The organism is Streptomyces sp. NPDC001781 (genome assembly GCF_053596035.1).
In genome coordinates, this window is sequence record NZ_JBSFFI010000007.1 from 127,628 (window position 1) to 146,247 (window position 18,620).

11 protein-coding genes are annotated in these 18,620 nt (G+C 69.2%); 3 read left to right on the forward strand and 8 right to left on the reverse strand.

Annotated elements, in window-relative coordinates; genetic code table 11:
* Nucleotides 1-10 precede the first annotated feature (10 nt).
* The 3 genes from ACWCV3_RS09125 to ACWCV3_RS09135 all read right to left on the reverse strand — a co-directional run bounded on the left by ACWCV3_RS09125 (nt 11) and on the right by ACWCV3_RS09135 (nt 6,558).
* Nucleotides 11-1,729: a protein kinase family protein gene (locus tag ACWCV3_RS09125; protein WP_451220627.1), complete on the reverse strand. Its 1,719-nt coding sequence runs from the start codon at nt 1,727-1,729 to the stop codon at nt 11-13.
* 118 nt (nt 1,730-1,847) lie between these two features.
* Nucleotides 1,848-4,139 carry a murein biosynthesis integral membrane protein MurJ gene (gene murJ / locus ACWCV3_RS09130; protein ID WP_451220630.1) on the reverse strand — a complete coding sequence of 764 codons (2,292 nt, stop codon included), beginning with the start codon at nt 4,137-4,139 and terminating at the stop codon, nt 1,848-1,850.
* Nucleotides 4,140-4,185: 46 nt separating this feature from the next.
* A complete protein-coding gene (locus tag ACWCV3_RS09135) occupies nt 4,186-6,558 on the reverse strand; it encodes a DUF6049 family protein (RefSeq protein WP_451220633.1) in 2,373 nt (790 codons plus the stop codon).
* Between the two features lie 260 nt (nt 6,559-6,818).
* On the opposite strand from ACWCV3_RS09135, the gene ACWCV3_RS09140 reads away from it, so the two are divergent.
* Entirely contained in the window at nt 6,819-8,264 is a 1,446-nt protein-coding gene (locus ACWCV3_RS09140) for a CCA tRNA nucleotidyltransferase (RefSeq protein WP_451220636.1), read from the forward strand.
* Between the two features lie 35 nt (nt 8,265-8,299).
* Here ACWCV3_RS09140 and ACWCV3_RS09145 read toward each other — a convergent pair whose 3' ends face one another.
* From ACWCV3_RS09145 to ACWCV3_RS09155, 3 genes are all read right to left on the reverse strand, one after another.
* Nucleotides 8,300-9,610, reverse strand: a complete 1,311-nt coding sequence (locus ACWCV3_RS09145) for an MFS transporter (protein ID WP_451220639.1) — start codon at nt 9,608-9,610, stop codon at nt 8,300-8,302.
* 94 nt (nt 9,611-9,704) lie between these two features.
* Nucleotides 9,705-10,787, reverse strand: a complete 1,083-nt coding sequence (locus ACWCV3_RS09150) for an inositol-3-phosphate synthase (protein WP_451220642.1) — start codon at nt 10,785-10,787, stop codon at nt 9,705-9,707.
* 43 nt (nt 10,788-10,830) lie between these two features.
* The gene (locus tag ACWCV3_RS09155) at nt 10,831-11,514 is read right to left on the reverse strand and encodes a helix-turn-helix transcriptional regulator (RefSeq protein ID WP_451220645.1); all 684 of its coding nucleotides are present in this window, start codon (nt 11,512-11,514) and stop codon (nt 10,831-10,833) included.
* A gap of 364 nt (nt 11,515-11,878) precedes the next feature.
* On the opposite strand from ACWCV3_RS09155, the gene ACWCV3_RS09160 reads away from it, so the two are divergent.
* Nucleotides 11,879-14,524, forward strand: coding sequence for a transglycosylase domain-containing protein (locus tag ACWCV3_RS09160; RefSeq protein WP_451220648.1), 2,646 nt, complete (start codon nt 11,879-11,881; stop codon nt 14,522-14,524).
* Nucleotides 14,525-14,650: 126 nt separating this feature from the next.
* Nucleotides 14,651-16,156 carry a glycosyltransferase family 87 protein gene (locus ACWCV3_RS09165; RefSeq protein ID WP_451220651.1) on the forward strand — a complete coding sequence of 502 codons (1,506 nt, stop codon included), beginning with the start codon at nt 14,651-14,653 and terminating at the stop codon, nt 16,154-16,156.
* A 67-nt stretch (nt 16,157-16,223) separates the two neighbouring features.
* Here ACWCV3_RS09165 and ACWCV3_RS09170 read toward each other — a convergent pair whose 3' ends face one another.
* Together ACWCV3_RS09170 and ACWCV3_RS09175 are read right to left on the reverse strand one after the other, a co-directional pair.
* Nucleotides 16,224-17,261 carry an alanine racemase gene (locus ACWCV3_RS09170; protein WP_451220654.1) on the reverse strand — a complete coding sequence of 346 codons (1,038 nt, stop codon included), beginning with the start codon at nt 17,259-17,261 and terminating at the stop codon, nt 16,224-16,226.
* A 134-nt stretch (nt 17,262-17,395) separates the two neighbouring features.
* The gene (locus tag ACWCV3_RS09175; RefSeq protein ID WP_382961912.1) at nt 17,396-18,517 is read right to left on the reverse strand and encodes a lipid II:glycine glycyltransferase FemX; all 1,122 of its coding nucleotides are present in this window, start codon (nt 18,515-18,517) and stop codon (nt 17,396-17,398) included.
* Nucleotides 18,518-18,620: the final 103 nt, after the last annotated feature.

Sequence of the window (18,620 nt, forward strand, 5' to 3'; positions counted from 1 at the left end):
GGACGGGACGTCAGCCCGTGAAATGGACTTCGGTGATGGCCTGCTTGTAGCCCGCGCCCGAATAGGTGGCCGCGTCGGGGCCGGACATGGGTACGGCCGTCAGCCAGACCAGGACGTATCGCGCCTTCACCGGCTTGCTCGGCTTCACCGTTGCGGTGGTGCCCGTGGTGGTGCTGCTGCCGGCCTTCCGCATCGAGTCCAGCGACACGGGTGCGGAGTCCGAGGTGTAGAGATCGACCGTCGTGTGGTTCCCGGCGTAGCGCAGACCGACCGTCGCGGCGTCGACGTCCGTCGCCGAGCCGAGGTCGTAGACGATGCCCACGCCCGGCTTCAGGGGTGCGATCTCAGGACCGCTGTTGAAGGTCTTGGTCCGCCAGGCCGTCGAGGTGTCCCCGTCGTAGGTCTTGGCGACATCGGACGGGTGCTGGGCACCGCCCGAGGCGACGAACTCCTGGGCACTCCGGATGCGCACCGGCCGCGGCGCCGCCTTGGCCCCGCCCTTGTCGCCGCCGTCCTGCGTCTGCGTGGTGTCGGTGTCGTCGGAGTTCTTGCCGCGGTCCATCAAAGCGTCCGCCAGCTGCCAGCTTCCGAGACCGAGCGCGGCGATGAGGAGGGCGGAGACCGCCCACTTCAGTGCCTTGCCGGTGCGGCCCTGGAGCGGGGCCGGCGGAGTCACGACGGACTGGTCGACGCCCGCGTGCGCGGAGGGACGTCCGTAGGTTCCCTGCTGGTAGGTCGTGCGCTGGTACTCCGGCGGTCGGCTGAACGCGGGCTCCGGCGGCCGCACGCGCGGCATCTCACCGATCGCCTTGACCAGCTCGTCCGGCGTGGTGCACGCGGCCTCGTGCCGGGAAGCGGTGGCGCCGTCGTTGACGAGCGCGCGCATCGCCAGCTCGGACAGTCCCCGGTGGACTCCGGCCCGCACCTGGTCCGGTGCGATGAGGCCGATGTCCTTGGGCAGGCCGGCCAGGCCGTATGCGTCGCTCTCGTAGGGCCAGCGCTGCGTCAGCGCCGCGTACAGCAGGGCGCCGATCGCCTCGGTGTCGGTGCGCTGCGGGGTGTCGGAGCCGACGCCGCGCAGGGCGGCGTTCACGGCGAGGCCGCGGAGGCGCCACTGTCCGGAGGACGTGCGCAGGACCGCGTTCGGGTTCAGTCGCAGATGGGCGAGGCCCTCACGGTGGGAGGCGGCCATGGCGGCCGCGACCTGACTGACCATCTGGTAGGCGTCGTGCGGCTCCAGCGGGCCTGCCGCGAGCAGGGTGGTCAGCTCGGTGGCGTCGGGCAGCCACTCGTGGACCACGTAGACGAGGTCGTTCTCCTCGACGGCGTCGAGGACCTGGACGAAGCGCGGGTCACCGAGCAGTGCCGCCGAGCGGGCCGCGGCCAGCACGGCACGGGCGCGTACGTGGTCGGCGGGCAGGATGTGCACACCGACGGCACGGCGCAGTTTCTCGTCGACCGCACGCCAGCTGCTGAATCCGTCCAGACGGGTGACGCACTCCTCCAGGCGATACCGCCTGGCGAGCTTGTGGCCGCTGTGCAACTCGGTCGGCGAGGACGCCCTGCCGGACTCCTCCGCGCCGCCGCTCCCCTGCGTCTGGTCGATGCCCGTGCCCCGCTCCGGGTTCTTGGCCACCCCGTCGGCCGTGGCCTGATCCGCCTTGGCGGTCAGCGGCTCGTCACCGCTGTTGCCTGCCACGTCGACGGCAGCCGTGCTGCGTTCCGCCACCGTCGTCCCTGCCTCCCCATCCGTTGCACGCTGTCCGACCGCGAAACCAATTGTGCCCACAGTCCGCCGCTATGCACGACATGCAGAGGGGGACGATGGTTGTGCGACTACCCCCGCCTCATCGCCCCAGACGCCCGCGCACCATGCCGACGAGCGAGTTCAGCTCGTCGATCCGCATGCGGCGCGCTGCCACGAAGAAGACTCCGAGCAGCACCGCCCCGCCTGCCACGAGCGCCGCGAGGGAACCGAGGACGCCCTGCCCGAGCGAGTGTCCGATGCCGTAGCAGACCGCGCCGCTGAGCAGTGCCGCCGGGACAGAGGCGATCGCCAGGCGGGCGTATGTCCGCAGCACCCTGGAGCCGTCCAGGTCGCCGCCCAGCCGCTTGCGCAGCCGGCGCCAGGCGACACCGACTCCGATGGCGTAGGAGAGGCCGTACACGGCCGCCATGCCCGCGACCGCCCAGCGGGACGGGAGCAGGAAGTAGCAGAGCGCGGAGGCGCCGGCGTTGACCGCCGCCACGATGACCGTGTTGTAGAAGGGGGTCCGGGTGTCCTCGTAGGCGTAGAAGGCGCGCAGGACGACGTACTGCACCGAGTACGGGATCAGGCCGAGGCCGAAGGCCATCAGCATGAAGCCCATGTTGGTGGCCGAGCCGGTGCCGGAGGAACCGAAGATCAGCGTGCACATCGGGATGCCGAGCGAGACGAAGCCGAAGGCGATGGGCACGATGGCGACCGCCGTGGTGCGCAGGCCCTGCGAGATGTCGTCGCGGACGGCGCCGCCGTCGCCCTCGGCGGCCGAGCGTGACAGACGCGGCAGCAGCGCGGCCATGAGGGACACGGTGATGATGGCCTGTGGCAGACCCCAGATGAGCTGGGCGTTCGCGTAGGCGGCGAAGCCGGTGCCGTCGACCTTGGAGGCCTTGCCGGCGGCGGTGGAGAGCTGGGTGACGACCATGGCGCCCGCCTGGTTGGCGAGTACGAAGAGCACCGTCCACTTGGCGAGCATCGCGGCCTTGCCGAGGCCGTGGCCCCGCCAGTCGAACCGGGGCCGGATGCGGAAGCCGGTCTCGCGCAGGTACGGGATCATCGCCAGGGCCTGCACGGCGAGACCGAGCAGGATGCCGATGCCGAGGAGCCGCTGGCCCTCCGGCGGGATGTTGTTGACGGTCATCTGGGAGTCGGCCGCAGAGCCGTAGACCCACAGGAACATGCCGAGCGTGACGATGATGACGATGTTGTTCAGGACCGGGGTCCACATCATCGCGCCGAACTTGCCGCGTGCGTTGAGGACCTGACCCATCACCACGTGGATGCCCATGAAGAAGATCGAGGGCAGGAAGTAACGGGTGAAGGTGATCGCCACATGGTTGGCCGCCGGTTCGGTGGCGATCGGGTCCGACAGCACCCGCACCAGATACGGCGCGCCGAGCATCGTCAGCGCGGTCAGCGCGGCGAGCGCGACCATGACGAGGGTCAGCAGCCGGTTCGCGAAGGCTTCGCCGCCGTCGTCGTCCTCCTTCATGGACCGGACGAGCTGGGGCACGAAGACCGAGTTGAGGCCGCCGCCCACGGTCAGGATGTAGATCATCGTGGGCAGCTGGTAGGCGATCTGGAAGGAGTCGCCGAGGATGCCGGTGCCCAGAGCCGCGACGATCATCGCGGAACGGACGAAGCCGGTGAGCCGCGACACCATCGTGCCCGCGGCCATGACGGCGCTGGAGCCGAGCAGCCCGGCGGCGCGGCCCTTGGCGGGGACCGGAGCCTGCGAGGCCGGGGTCTCCACCGGACCGGAGGGGCCGGCGGGAGCGGGTACGGGCGGCTGCATGGGGTTCCCGGCGGCTGCCTGGTACGGATTTCCGCTGCCGCCGTGGTGCGCGGGGCCCGGAGCGTGCGGCGGCGGGTACGAGCCGCCGGAGCCCTGGCCGGTACGGGTGGCGCCGCTGTGCTGCTGGTCCCGCAGGAGGTGCGCGAAGGCGTCCGGCTCGTGGTACTCCTCGCCGGAGTGCGAGACCAGGTCGTCCACGCCCACGAACTGGGTCGTGCGCGGGTGGTCGCCGTAGGGCAGGTGCTGGGTGGCGTCGCCCTCCGGCTCGGGCGCCGGGGTCTGGGCCCACACGCGCGGGTCGGGGGAGTACGAGGACTGCGACGGCGGGGAGTAGAGCGGCTGGCGCGGTTCGTAGCTGCCCGGAGGGGGCGGCGGATGTGCGGCGCGGTCGTACAGCGCCTCGGCGACCGGGTCCTGGGCGGAGAGATCCCGCGCCCGGTAGGGGTCCTGGGCGTAGGCGTCATGGAAGTACATGTCCGCCGCCGGCTGCGGCGTCTCCTGGCCGGGTTCGGGCGGGGTCTCGGGACCGTGGCCCGAGTCGGCGGCGTCCCGGCCGCGGTCACCGTCGTACGGCGCGTTCATGGTTACCCCACCTCATCGTCACTGGCCACACGGGCCGCGGCGTCGCTCAACGGTCCACTCTCTCACCCGTGCCGGACGGGTCGGTGCTTTCCGGTGCGGTGTCCGGTGCAGGGTCACCCGGCTGGTCCGGACCGGCTGCCCCGGCGGGGGAACCGGACTCCTCGGAAAGACGTTCCCCGGCGCCGTCCGGGTTCCCGGGGCCGTCGCCGGGGCCCGCCTCCGCCTCCGTCGGGCCCTCCTCCTCGGCCTGGCGGGCGGCCGCGCGCTTGCGCTGGGTGTACATCCGGAAGCCGGCGAGGACCAGCAGCAGCACACCGCCGCCGATCACCAGCATGACGGTGGGCGTGACCTCGGTGACCTTCACGTCGAAGCTGACGGGGTCGCCGTACTCCTGGCCGTCCTCCGTGTAGAGCTGGGCGAGCACCGTGGCCCGGCCGTTGGCATTGGCCGAGGTGGTGAACTTCACCGACTGGCTGTGGCCGCCGGAGACCTCGACGGGCTGCTCGTCGTACGCCTTGCCGCCGATCTTCAGACGGGTCGGCTGGGTCGAGCTGAGCCGCAGGTAGAGGTGGCCGACGGGCTGGACCAGGTTGTTCTGCACGGTCACCGGGATGGTGGCGCTGCGCCCGGAGAGTTTGGTCTCCGACTTGTCGATCAGCTTGACCTGGCCGCCCAGGTTGTCGAGATAACTCAGCACGTCGGCGCGGAAGCCGTCCGCCTTGCCGGCCTGACCCCGCCACGAGGTGGACATCTCGCGGTTTATGGCCAGGCCGAAGGGCGTGACCACACGGGACTGGACGGTGAGGATGACCTGGAAGTTGTCGAGCTTGTCCTGCGTGTCCGCGATCTGCTCGAAGGCAGTCCTCGGTAGTTCCTGCTTGCGCAGCGACGAGGGGTAGGCCGAGGTTGAGGGGATGCGTGTGGTGGCGTCCGGGTCGGGCTTGGCGCTGGCGGCGCCGGTGAGGGTGTCGGGCTGCGACCAGTTGCCGTCCTGGAGTGCCTTCACGGCGGTGGCCATCGCCTGCGCCTGGCTGGCGGTCGGCGTGCGCTGCGGGGCGACCACGAAGCTGCGCTGCTCGTCCTTCTGCACGTTCGCCTCGAGGCTCTGTGCGAGGAACTGCTGCACCGCGAGCGTGGAGGTGTCCGCCCTGGTGAGGTCGCCCTCGAATGCCGTGGACATCCGCGCGTCCGCGACCACCGCCGTGGTGCCGCCGCCGATGGGGCGGGCGGCCGACGGTGTGTAGGGGAGCCCGGTGGACTCACGGAGACTGTCGCTGCGGGCGATGATCCGGTCGGCACCCGCGGATGTGGCCACCTTGATGATCGAGGGGTCGACGGCGCCGTCCACCGGCCATGCGAAGTCCGTGCTCGGTGTCACGTGGAGCACGGTCTTCACCGTGAGGGCGGCGACATCGGTGGCGTTCTTGAGGTGGCTGAGCGAGCCGGTGACGCTGGTACCGGTGTGGGCGAGCGAGGCGAGGTCCGGGTCGGCGAAGGGCAGCGCGATGACCTCCTTGCCCGCCACGGCCTTCTGGAGGCCGGCCAGCCACTGCTTGGCGACGTCCTGGTTCTCGCGCGAGCCGGCCTTGCTGGTCCCGTCGGGCTGCTGGACGCGGTAACCGTTGGCCATGGCGTCCACCGTGGCCAGCAGGTCGGGGTCGATCACCCAGGTGACGTCGAGATCGCGGCCAAGATCCGCCATCTGGGCCAGGCGACCGCCGGGAGCGATCTCCTTGGCCAGCTCGTCGTTCTGGAAGACCCGGGGCTGCCGTTCCCCGGAGCCTGTGCGGGCAGTCATGTGGACCGAGGAGATCAGCGGCCACATGAACGTCGTCCGGCTCTTGGTGTCGGCCTCGGACGACTGCCAGGGCAGGAAGGTCCGCTCGATGCCGAGCATCTGGTCCCACGGCTGCGCCGAGGTCCTGCCGGACACGGAGACGCCGAACGAGTAGACGCCGTCCTTGCCCAGGTCCAGCTCGTCCACGGGCACGGAGATGCTGAAGTGCTCGGCCACACCCGGGACCAGCTTGCCGAACTTCTCCGTGTACTTGCCGCCGAGCTCGTTGCCGGTGCCGCTACGGAGATCGTCGGGGTGCTGGGCGATGCCGTCGATCGCGGAACGGGTGTTCAGCAGGGGGCCCACCCGCAGGCCGACGTGGGCGCCGGTCACGGTCTGCCTGCCGTTGTTGATCACGGTGCCGGACACGGTCAGGGTGTCGTCCTCGGTGGGCGCGCTGGGCGTCATCGTGTCCAACGCCACGGACACCCCGTCCGCCGGAGCCGCCTGTGCGGGCTCGGCCGCGGTCAGCTGGAGCAGACCGGCCAGCAGCGGTGCGCCCGCCAGCAGCACTCCTGCCCGCCGCAGTCGGCGGCGGGCAGGAGAGGCACTGGGCCCCTGGATTTCAGCCGCGTCGGCCACGCGCTAGCCCGTCCCTCGTCGTCGTCATCAGTGGTCGTCGGAATGTGCGTCCCCGCATGGTAACGAGGACCGCGGAGGCTGAGTGCCACGGACCGTTCCCCAAGATCGCCACGGACCGGTCGCCTGTCCTCTATATCCATTAAGGAGCGGAGAGCCGGTGTCCGCCGCTAGGGGAGCCCTTGTGGGGGTATGGCAGCGAGCCTCCGCGCCGGTCAAACGGGTGCGGTCCCGGGCGGTCCGGCCACGTACCCTCTTCTGTTGTGCCGAACCCCAACGATGACAATCCCGCTGTCCTCAGCCAGGTGCAGCAGCGCGCGGTGAGCGAGCTGCTGCGGGTGGCCCCCGTCGCCGACGACCTCGCTCGCCGTTTCCAGGAGGCCGGGTTCTCGCTCGCCCTGGTCGGCGGCTCGGTCCGTGACGCGCTGCTGGGCCGGCTCGGGAACGACCTGGACTTCACGACCGATGCGCATCCCGAGGACGTGCTGCGGATCGTCCGGCCCTGGGCGGACGCCGTCTGGGAGGTCGGGATCGCCTTCGGCACGGTGGGCGCCCAGAAGGACGGCTACCAGATCGAGGTCACCACCTACCGCTCCGAAGCCTACGACCGCACCTCCCGCAAGCCCGAGGTGTCGTACGGCGACTCCATCGAGGAGGACCTGGTCCGGCGTGACTTCACGGTCAACGCCATGGCCGTGGCTCTGCCGGAGAAGGAGTTCATCGACCCGCACGGCGGTCTGGAGGACCTCGCGGGGCGGGTGCTGCGAACGCCCGGTACCCCGGAGGAGTCCTTCTCCGACGACCCGCTGCGGATGATGCGGGCCGCCCGGTTCGCCGCCCAGCTCGACTTCGAGGTGGACCCGGCGTTCGTCACCGCGATGACGGAGATGTCCGCCAGGATCGAGATCGTGTCGGCAGAGCGGGTCCGGGACGAGCTGAACAAGCTGCTGCTCTCCGCGCACCCCCGCAAGGGCCTCACCCTGCTGGTCGACACCGGGCTCGCCGCCCATGTGCTGCCCGAGCTGCCGGCACTCCGGCTGGAGCGGGACGAGCACCACCGCCACAAGGACGTCTACGACCACTCGCTCATCGTGCTGGAGCAGGCGATCGACCTGGAGGAGGGCGGTCCCGACCTCACCCTCCGGCTCGCGGCGCTGCTGCACGACATCGGCAAGCCCCGGACGCGGCGCTTCGAGCAGGACGGCCGGGTCTCCTTCCACCACCACGAGGTGGTCGGCGCCAAGATGACCAAGAAGCGGATGACGGCGCTGAAGTACTCCAACGACCTGGTGAAGGACGTCTCACGGCTGGTCGAGCTGCACCTGCGCTTCCACGGCTACGGCACCGGTGAATGGACCGACTCCGCGGTCCGGCGCTACGTCCGTGACGCGGGCCCGCTGCTGGACCGGCTGCACAAGCTGACCCGCTCCGACTGCACCACCCGGAACAAGCGCAGGGCGGCCACGCTGTCCCGTGCCTATGACGGGCTGGAGGCGCGCATCACCGAGCTGCAGGAGCGGGAGGAGCTGGACTCCATCCGTCCCGACCTCGACGGCAACGAGATCATGACGATTCTCGGCGTCGGACCGGGCCCGGTCATCGGTCAGGCGTACAAGCACATGCTGGAGCTTCGGCTGGAGAACGGCCCGATGGAGCACGATGGGGCGGTCGCGGCCCTCAAGGAGTGGTGGGCGCAGCAGCAGAGCTGAGCGCTTCCGAGATCGTGTTTCACGTGAAACATGACTCAGCGAGGGGCCGGTGTTTCACGTGAAACACCGGCCCTCTCGCTGTTCCTGCGCCGCTCGAACCGGGCCATGGCCACGGTGACCGTGGCGTAGAGCAACGCCACGAGGAGCACCAGCAGTGCCGACCGGCCGTCCTGCGGCAGCGTCAGGGCGGCCACCCCGGCGGCGCCGACGAAGGCGACGTTGAAGAGGACGTCGTAGACGGAGAAGACGCGGCCCCGGTAGCCGTCCTCAACCGACGCCTGGACGATCGTGTCAGTGGCGATCTTGGCGCCTTGGGTGACCAGTCCCAGCACGAAGGCCGCGATCAGCAACGGCACGGTGGCGAACGGAAGCCCGAGGGCCGGCACGAGGAGAGCGGCCGTGCCCCCACACACCGCCATCCACCGCCCGGCACCCAGTCGACCCGCGCTCCAGGGCGTCACCACGGCGGCCACGAAGAACCCGGCGCCGGACACCCCCAGCACCAGGCCCAGAAGACGGAGTCCTTCCTCAGGAGTGCTGGACAGGCCGTAGCGGCACAGCATGAGCAGGAGGACCAGCAGCGCGCCGTAGCAGAAGCGCATACAGGTCATCGCCGTGAGCGCCCGGACGGCTTCTCTGCGCCGGGGCTCGCCCAGGTACCGCAGGGCCGCCAGGAGGCCGCGTGCCGTGTCGGCGAGGACGGTGCGCAACCGGGGCAGCACCGGTGGGCGGTCCGGACCGAGCAGCGAGGGGGCGATGGTCAGGGCAGTCAGGCCCGCGCAGAGATAGAGCAGGGCGCCGAGCACCACCACCGCCGCGTCCGAGTCCGCAGCGACGAACCGTACGCCGAAGGCCAGGGCGGCACCGAGGGTGGCGGCCAGGGTTCCGGCGGTAGGACAGATGGAGTTGGCCAGTACCAGGCGCTCGGTGCCGACCACGCGGGGAAGTGCCGCGGAGAGGCCGGCGAGGACGAACCGGTTGATGGCCGTGACGCACAGCGCGGAGACGTAGAAGAGCCAGTCCGGCGCGTGCACGGCCATCAGTACGGCGGTGGCGGCCGCCAGCAGGGCGCGCAGCACATTGCCGTGGACGAAGACCTGACGCCGGCGCCAGCGGTCCAGCAGCACTCCGGCGAAGGGGCCGACCAGGGAGTAGGGCAGCAGCAGGACCGCCATCGCGGAGGCGATCGCCGAGGCCGAGGTCTGCTTCTCGGGGGAGAAGACCACGTACGAGGCCAGGGCGATCTGGTAGACGCCGTCCGAGCCCTGGGAGAGCAGGCGGACGCACAGCAGGCGCCGGAAGTCCCGCTCGCGCAGCAGCAGGCGCAGATCACGGACGACGGGCATGGGCACAGCCTCACATATGCGGAGGGTCCCCCGGGGTCGGCAGACCCGGGGGACCCTCACAGCCCTGGCAGGAGCGTTCTCGTGCGAGCGGTGACTAGCGCTCGACGTCGCCGCGGATGAACTTCTCGACGTTCTCGCGGGCCTCGTCGTCGAAGTACTGGACCGGCGGGGACTTCATGAAGTACGAGGAAGCGGACAGGATCGGGCCGCCGACACCCCGGTCCTTGGCGATCTTCGCGGCACGGAGGGCGTCGATGATGACACCGGCCGAGTTCGGGGAGTCCCAGACCTCGAGCTTGTACTCGAGGTTCAGCGGGACGTCGCCGAACGCACGGCCCTCGAGACGGACGTAGGCCCACTTGCGGTCGTCCAGCCAGGCCACGTAGTCGGACGGGCCGATGTGGACGTTCTTCTCGCCGAGGTCCCGGTCGGGGATCTGGGAGGTGACGGCCTGCGTCTTGGAAATCTTCTTGGACTCCAGGCGCTCACGCTCGAGCATGTTCTTGAAGTCCATGTTGCCGCCGACGTTCAGCTGCATCGTGCGGTCCAGGATCACACCGCGGTCCTCGAACAGCTTCGCCATGACGCGGTGCGTGATGGTGGCGCCCACCTGGGACTTGATGTCGTCACCGACGATCGGCACGCCGGCCTCGGTGAACTTGTCCGCCCACTCCTTGGTGCCGGCGATGAAGACCGGAAGGGCGTTGACGAAGGCGACCTTGGCGTCGATGGCGCACTGGGCGTAGAACTTCGCCGCGTCCTCGGAGCCGACGGGCAGGTAGCAGACCAGGACGTCGACCTGCTTGTCCTTCAGGGTCTGGACGACGTCGACCGGCTCGGCGTCCGACTCCTCGATGGTCTCGCGGTAGTACTTGCCGAGACCGTCGAGGGTGTGGCCGCGCTGGACGGTGACGCCGCTGGAGGGCACGTCGCAGATCTTGATGGTGTTGTTCTCGGAGGCGCCGATGGCGTCCGCGAGGTCGAGGCCGACCTTCTTGGCGTCCACGTCGAAGGCGGCGACGAACTCGACGTCCCGCACGTGGTAGTCACCGAACTGCACGTGCATCAGGCCGGGTACCTTGGCCGCCGCATCGGCGTCCTTGTAGTACTCGACTCCCTGCACCAGCGACGCGGCGCAGTTGCCGACACCGACGATGGCTACGCGAACCGAACCCATTCCGGTTGCTCCCTGTTTGTACGAGTGAGGCCCTGACGGGCCTTCACGTGGCGGTTTCGCCGGGCGTATCCGTCTCCGGGAGATCCCCGGGACGGGGCAGGACGCCCGTCGATCCAGATGTGGTGTCCTGCTGAGCGGACTCGCCGGATCCGGGACCCTTCCGGACCCGCCCGACCCGCTCACTCTCGATCAGCTCGTTCAGCCAGCGCACTTCGCGCTCCACGGACTCCATTCCGTGGCGCTGGAGCTCGAGCGTGTAGTCGTCGAGGCGCTCCCGGGTGCGTGCCAGGGAGGCGCGCATCTTCTCCAGGCGCTCCTCCAGTCGGCTGCGCCGGCCCTCCAGCACACGCATACGCACATCGCGCGAGGTCTGCCCGAAGAAGGCGAACCGGGCGGCGAAGTGCTCGTCCTCGTATGCGTCGGGGCCGGTCTGCGACAGGAGTTCCTCGAAGTGCTCCTTACCTTCGGCCGTCAGCCGGTAGACGATCTTGGCGCGGCGTCCGGTGAGAGGGGCGGCCAGAGCGTCTTCATGGGTGTTCCCCGGTTCCTCGATCAACCAGCCGTTGGTGACCAGCGTCTTGAGGCAGGGGTAGAGGGTCCCGTAGCTGAACGCCCGGAACACACCCAGAGACGTGTTGAGTCGCTTGCGCAGCTCGTAGCCGTGCATCGGCGACTCGCGCAGCAGCCCGAGCACGGCGAACTCAAGGATGCCGGAACGACGGCTCATGATCGCCTCCTCTCGGTACACGGCGCTTTTATCTCGCTCTGATGTATCGACTCGATACATCATGACGATAGAACGACCCCCGTCATGCGACAAGAGGGCCGGTGGTGAACGGGATCACATCACCGATTCGTACGAGGCAAGTTGCCTGTTTTGGGGTGAACTTCGGGGCTCGGAGGGTTTTGGCGGTGCGTAGTCTGTGCGGCATGGACAACACCGGGAACCATGGGGCGCTTGGGGAACGTCGTGCTCCTCGGTGCGGTACGGGTGAATGCGGCAACGACCGCATCCGTACTTCGGGGGGACCGGAAACCAGCCGCTGTTTCCAGGCGCGCACGGATGCGCCTGCCCGAGGAGTAATCGTTCGATGAGCGAGCACCGTCGCAAACCGCCGCAGCCGCAGGGAGGCGGACGGGCGGCCCGACGCGGCCAGTCCGGCCCGTCCTCCGGCCGTCCCGCGGCACCGCGAGGCGCCAACGGAGCCTCCGACCACTCCTATGGGTCTCATTCCCAGGGACCGGACTCCTACGGCTCCGGGGGTGATGGGCGTGAGTACGGCAGCCGTGCCGAGGCACGCCGGGCCGCCCAGAGAGGCGGCGGCCGTCGCCGGGGCGCGGACAACGCTCCCCCGGGTCGCGGCCGGGGCCGGGACCAGGGGTCGCCGGACAGCCCCCGTTTCATCGACTATCCCCGCGTGGGAAAGCACGGCTGGCGACGGTGGGTACCGTCCTGGCGGCTGACCACCGGTCTGGGCATCGGGTTCGTGGGCAGCCTGGTCGTCATGGCCGGTGTGGGCTACGCGCTGGTCAACATCCCCAGCGAGAACGACGCTGCGAAGTCCCAGAACAACGTCTACTACTGGGGCGACGGAACCCAGATGGTGGCCACGGGCACCGGTGTGAACCGGCAGAACCTCACGATCGACAAGATCCCCAAGGCCATGCAGTACGCGGTGATCTCCGCGGAGAACAAGAGTTTCTACAAGGACTCGGGCGTGGACCCCATGGGTATCGCGCGGGCCTTGGCCAACATGGCCCGCGGCGGTCAGACCCAGGGTGGTTCCACGATCACCCAGCAGTTCGTCAAGAACACCTACCTGAGCCAGGACCAGACGCTCACCCGCAAGTTCACGGAGATGTTCATCTCCCTGAAGGTGGGCACGAAGCTCAGCAAAGACCAGATCATGCAGGGCTATCTCAACACCTCGTACTACGGGCGAGGGGCCTACGGCATTCAGGCCGCAGCACAGACCTACTACGGCAAGGACGCCCAAGACCTGTCGGCGAGTCAGTGCGCAGTCCTTGCCGCCCTTCTGAAGGGGCCGACCTACTACGACCCGGCCGGCAACACGGATCTCGACAAGACTGCGACGACGGACGCGAACACCGCTCGCTCGCAGGGGCGCTGGCGCTGGATTCTCGGTGAGATGCACAAGGACGACCGCCTCACCGATGCCCAGTACCAGAAGGCGGTCAGCAAGTACCCCACTCCCCAGGGCCGCAAGGCGACCAGGGGCATGAACGGCCAGGTCAGTTATCTGGTCGACACGGCCAAGAAGTACGTCCTGAACCACTCCGACATCACGGAGGCCAAGTTCGACCAGGGCGGTTACCAGATCTACACGACCTTCCAGAAGAACAAGGTCGACGCCCTGAGTGCGGCCGTGAAGAAGATCCAGAAGTCGCGGCTGAACCCCAAGACCAAGGAGAAGGACAAGTACGTCCAGTTCGGCGCGGCCTCGGTGGTGCCGAACGACGGCGCGATCGTCGCCCTCTACGGCGGCGACGGCTACGAGAACGGTCACTTCACCAACAACGCCGACACCTCCGGTGTCCCGGTGGGATCGACCTGGAAGCCGTACGTGCTGGCCGCGGCCATGCAGGACGGCACGTACAACTCAGGCGGTGAGGGCATCTCCCCGCTGAGCAAGTACAACGGCAACGACCACCTGAAGGTCCGCCGACCCGACGGCTCGTACTACCTCAACAAGGACAACTCGTTCTTCTTCCAGGCGAACGAGAGCGACCATCCCTGGGGCTACATCACCCTGCGCAAGGCGATGGAGCAGTCGATCAACACGCCGTTCGTGCAGCTCGGCGTCGACGTCGGCATGTCGAAGGTCCGGGACATGGCCCGTTCGACCGGCATCCTGGATGGCAGCATGGCCAAGGACCTGAACCCGTCCTTCGCCATCGGTACCTCCACCCCCAGCGCTATCCGCATGGCGGACTCGTACGCGACGTTCGCCGCGTCCGGCAAGCAGGCGGACCCCTACTCGGTCACCATGGTCAAGCGGGACGGCAAGGAGCTGACGGGCTTCACCAAGCCGAGGTCCAAGCAGGTGATGGACTCCAGCATCGCCAACAACGTCACCGACGTGCTCGAGAACGTGATCCAGAACGGCACGGGAAAGAACGCCCGGGCTCTGGGCCGCACGGCCGCCGGCAAGACCGGCACCACCGACGAGAACAAGTCGGCCTGGTTCGTCGGCTACACCCAGCAGCTCTCCACCTCGGTGGCGATGTTCCGGGAGAACCCCAAGGACCACCGTCTGCTGTCGATGAACGGTACGGCCGGCACGGACTCCATCCACGGTGGTGACATCCCGACCTCCGTCTGGACCGAGTACATGCTGGCGGCGCTGAAGGGCAAGAACGACCCCGGCTTCCCGGAGCCGATCAAGATCGGCAAGATCCACGACGAGGCGGGCGCGCCGACGCCGACCCCGACGCCGAGCATCACGGCCACTCCGTCGCCGACCGAGTCGTCGAGCCCGTCGCCGACGCAGTCCACCACGTCCCCCTCGCCCACCCAGTCCGAAACCTGCCGGTTCTTCTGCAACAACAACGGTGGTACCGGTCCCGGGGGCGCCGACGGCGGAGTCACCTCTTCGCCGAGCGACTCGGCCTCGCCGGGAACCGACGGCACCGGGGGCAACGGAAACGCCGGGGCCAACGGGAACGGCGGTGGCGGCCTGTTCGGAGGCCAGCCCGGAGGCCAGCCAGGCCAGTAGCGCCGCTGGTCCGACTGAGGTCCATTTCGGCCGGCACGGGTGTTTCACGTGAAACGCGGGCCGTCGCACCGACCAGGTGCGGCGGCCCGCGGTGTTTTCCCGCGCGAGTACGGCAGGATGTGCCCCATGCCCAGTGCAGAGACGACGCCCGCACGCGTGCGTGAACCGGAGACGGTACGACCGACGCGGGAGGACGAGATCGCCGCGGCAGGCAGTGAGCTGATCGGCGGCCCTCTCGGCCGACGTGCCCTGACCGGGACGTCCTGGTGGACACCGGTCCGGGTCGTCGTGCTCGTGGCGATCGGCATGTTCGCCCTCGGCCTCGTCCAGAAGGCGCCCTGCTACGACGGCGCCTGGTTCTTCGGGGCCAGCTCGCAGTACACGCACGCCTGCTACTCGGACATCCCCCACCTCTATCAGGGACGCGGCTTCGCCGACGGGCTCGTGCCGTACTTCGACAAGCTGCCCGGCGACATGGACTACCTCGAGTACCCGGTACTGACCGGCGTGTTCATGGAGGTCGCCTCCTGGCTCACGCCGAGCAGCGGCGGCATCCAGCACCAGGAGCAGTGGTACTGGTTCGCCAACGCCGGCATGCTGATGGTCTGCGCGGCCGTCATCGCCGTCTGCGTCAGCCGGACCCACCGCCGCCGCCCCTGGGACGGCCTGCTGCTCGCTCTGGCCCCGGCCTTCGCGCTGACCGCGACCATCAACTGGGACCTCCTGGCGGTGGCCCTGACGGCCGCGGCGATGCTGATGTGGTCCCGCGGCCGGGCCGTCGCCTTCGGGGTGCTCCTGGGCCTCGCCACGGCCGCCAAGCTCTATCCCCTCGTCCTGCTCGGCCCGCTGCTGGTGCTGTGCTGGCGGGCGGGCAGATGGCGGGAGTTCTTCCAGGCGGTCGGCGGTGCGGCGGGCGCGTGGCTCGTGGTGAACGTGCCGGTGATGCTGTTCGCCTTCGAGGGCTGGTCGAAGTTCTACACGTTCAGCCACGACCGGGGCATCGACTTCGGCTCGTTCTGGCTGATCTGGTCCCAGAACTCCAGCAACCCGCCGAGCATCGACTTCGTGAACACCACGGCCAGCGCCCTGGTGGTGCTGTCGTTCCTCGGCATCGCGGCGCTGACGTTCACCGCCCCGCGCCGGCCGCGCTTCGCCCAGCTGGCCTTCCTGATGGTCGCGGCCTTCATCCTCACCAACAAGGTCTACTCCCCCCAGTACGTGCTGTGGCTGGTGCCGCTGGCGGTCCTCGCGCGGCCCAAGTGGCGGGACTTCCTGATCTGGCAGGCATGCGAGGTCGCGTACTTCCTCGGTATCTGGCTGTACCTCGCGTACACGACCAGCGGAGACGCCCACAAGGGTCTGCCCACCGAGGGCTACCACTGGGCGATCGCCCTGCACCTGCTCGGCACCCTGTACCTGTGCGCCGTCGTGGTGCGTGACATCCTCCGGCCGGAACGGGACGTGGTGCGCCGGGCCGGGGACGACGATCCCTCGGGCGGGGTGCTCGACGGCGCGGCCGATCACTTCGTCCTGCGCGGGCTCCGGCATTCGGAGCAGGAGTCGCCCGAGGAGCCGTCGCGAACGGACTGGGGCGGCCCGGAGCCCCGGCAGAACGAGGGTCGTTCGCTCTGAGCGAACACGTTCGGCGGGCATGGGAAAGGCCGTGCACGGGATCCCGTGCACGGCCTTTCCGTTCGCTTCAGTTCTGGCGTTCCACGATCCGGTCGAACGTCGTGGTGGTGTGCCGCAGATGGGCCACCAACTCGTCGCCCACCTTCGGCTCGGGAGCGTCCGAGGGCACGAACAGGATCGACACCTGCATGTGCGGCGGCTCCGCGAACCAGCGCTGCTTGCCGCCCCAGACGAACGGCGCGAGGTTCCGGTTCACCGTGGCGAGGCCGGCCCGGGCCACGCCCTTGGCGCGCGGCATGACGCCGTGCAGGGCCTTCGGGGCCTCCAGGCCCACCCCGTGGGACGTACCGCCCGCCACGACCACCAGGTAGCCGTCCGAGGCCACCTTCTGCTGCCGGTAGCCGAAGCGGTCGCCCTTGGTCACCCGCGTGACGTCCAGGACGGCGCCGCGGTACTCGGTGGCGTCGTGGTCGCCCAGCCACAGCCGGGTGCCGATCCGGGCGCGGAAACGCGTCTGCGGGAACTGCTGCTGGAGCCGCACCAGTTCATCGGCCTTGAGGTGGCTGACGAACATCGTGTGCAGCGGCAGCCGCGCCGCGCGCAGCCGGTCCATCCACCCGATGACCTCCTCGACGGCGTCCGAGCCGTCGGTGCGGTCCAGCGGCAGGTGGATGGCGAAGCCCTCCAGACGGACGTTCTCTATGGCCTGGTGAAGCTGCGGCAGGTCCTGCTCGCTGATGCCGTGCCGCTTCATCGAGGACATCACCTCGATGACGACACGGGCACCCACCAGGCCGTACACGCCGTCGACCGACGACACCGAGCGGACCACCCGGTCCGGCAGCGGCACCGGCTCCTCGCCGCGCCGGTACGGCGTCAGCACGAGCAGGTCGCCGCTGAACCAGTCCTTGATACGCGCGGCCTCGTAGGTCGTGCCGACGGCCAGCATGTCGGAGCCCAGCCGGGTGGCCTCCTCCGCGAGCCGTTCGTGACCGAAGCCGTACCCGTTGCCCTTGCAGACCGGGACGAGTCCCGGGAACTGCTCCTGCACGTGCTTGTGGTGCGCACGCCAGCGCGCGGTGTCGACGTAGAGCGTGAGCGCCATGGCCTGACCCGGAACCTTTCTCGTGGCTGCGGTGGATTCAGAGGGACGTCCCCGAGGGGGTGGACGGGGACGGGTGAGGTGAAGCTTGTGAAGGCTATGGAACCAGAAGGCGGGACGTGCGGCCCGCCCGCCGGTCAGCGCCGCGACATGTAGATGTCGAGCGCCTTGTGCAGCAGCTTGTTCAGCGGGAAGTCCCACTCGCCGAGGTACTCCGCCGCCTGGCCGCCGGTGCCGACCTTGAACTGGATCAGGCCGAACAGGTGGTCCGTCTCGTCCAGCGAGTCGGAGATGCCGCGCAGGTCGTAGACCGTGCCGCCGAGGGCGTAGGCGTCGCGCAGCATCCGCCACTGCATGGCGTTGGAGGGCCGGACCTCACGGCCGATGTTGTCGGAGGCGCCGTAGGAGTACCAGACGTGGCCGCCGACGATCAGCATGGTGGCCGCCGACAGGTTCACACCGTTGTGACGGGCGAAGTACAGCCGCATCCGGTTGGGGTCCTCGGTGTTGAGGGCCGTCCACATGCGCTGGAAGTACGACAGGGGGCGCGGCCGGAAGTGGTCGCGGACCGCGGTGATCTCGTACAGCCGCTGCCACTCCTCCAGGTCCTGGTAACCGCCCTGGACGACCTCGACCCCGGCCTTCTCGGCCTTCTTGATGTTGCGGCGCCAGAGCTGGTTGAACTGCTTGTGGACCTCTTCCAGCGAGCGGTTGGCCAGCGGCACCTGGAAGACGTAGCGCGGCTGGACGTCGCCGAAGCCGGCGCCGCCGTCCTCGCCCTGCTGCCAGCCCATGCGGCGCAGCTTGTCGGCCACCTCGAAGGCGCGCGGCTCGATGAAGTCGGCCTCCATGTCGCGCAGCCGCTTCACGTCCGGGCTCTGGATGCCCTTCTTGATGGTCTCCGCGTTCCAGCGGCGGATGATGACCGGCGGGCCCATCTTGACCGAGAACGCGCCCTGCTGCTTGAGGTGGGCCAGCATCGGCTGGAGCCAGTCCTCCAGGTTCGGCGAGAACCAGTTGATGACCGGGCCCTCGGGGAGGTAGGCGAGGTAGCGCTTGATCTTGGGGAGCTGGCGGTAGAGGACCAGGCCGGCGCCGACCATCTCGCCGGTGCGCTCGTCGAACCAGCCGAGGCTCTCCGAACGCCACTCCGCCTTCACGTCGGCCCATGCGGGGACCTGCATGTGACTGGCCGACGGCAGGCTCTGGATGTACGCCAGATGCTGCTCGCGGCTGATGGTCCTCAGGGTCAGACTCATGTCGGGGCGCTCCTCGGGCTGGTGTGTCCCCATGGGATCAGGGGCTCCGGCTCTCGCGCCGAAGCCTACTGCGCCCTGCGAGCGCCCCGAATGGGGCGTGCGG

Bases quoted from the DNA above. Each gene is read 5' to 3' on its own strand.
- ACWCV3_RS09160 (WP_451220648.1), top strand. From the start codon at position 11,879: ATGAGCGAGCACCGTCGCAAACCGCCGCAGCCGCAGGGAGGCGGACGG.
- ACWCV3_RS09150 (WP_451220642.1), bottom strand. From the start codon at position 10,787: ATGGGTTCGGTTCGCGTAGCCATCGTCGGTGTCGGCAACTGCGCCGCG.
- ACWCV3_RS09165 (WP_451220651.1), top strand. From the start codon at position 14,651: ATGCCCAGTGCAGAGACGACGCCCGCACGCGTGCGTGAACCGGAGACG.
- ACWCV3_RS09175 (WP_382961912.1), bottom strand. From the start codon at position 18,517: ATGAGTCTGACCCTGAGGACCATCAGCCGCGAGCAGCATCTGGCGTAC.
- ACWCV3_RS09170 (WP_451220654.1), bottom strand. From the start codon at position 17,261: ATGGCGCTCACGCTCTACGTCGACACCGCGCGCTGGCGTGCGCACCAC.
- ACWCV3_RS09145 (WP_451220639.1), bottom strand. From the start codon at position 9,610: ATGCCCGTCGTCCGTGATCTGCGCCTGCTGCTGCGCGAGCGGGACTTC.
- murJ (WP_451220630.1), bottom strand. From the start codon at position 4,139: ATGAACGCGCCGTACGACGGTGACCGCGGCCGGGACGCCGCCGACTCG.
- ACWCV3_RS09155 (WP_451220645.1), bottom strand. From the start codon at position 11,514: ATGAGCCGTCGTTCCGGCATCCTTGAGTTCGCCGTGCTCGGGCTGCTG.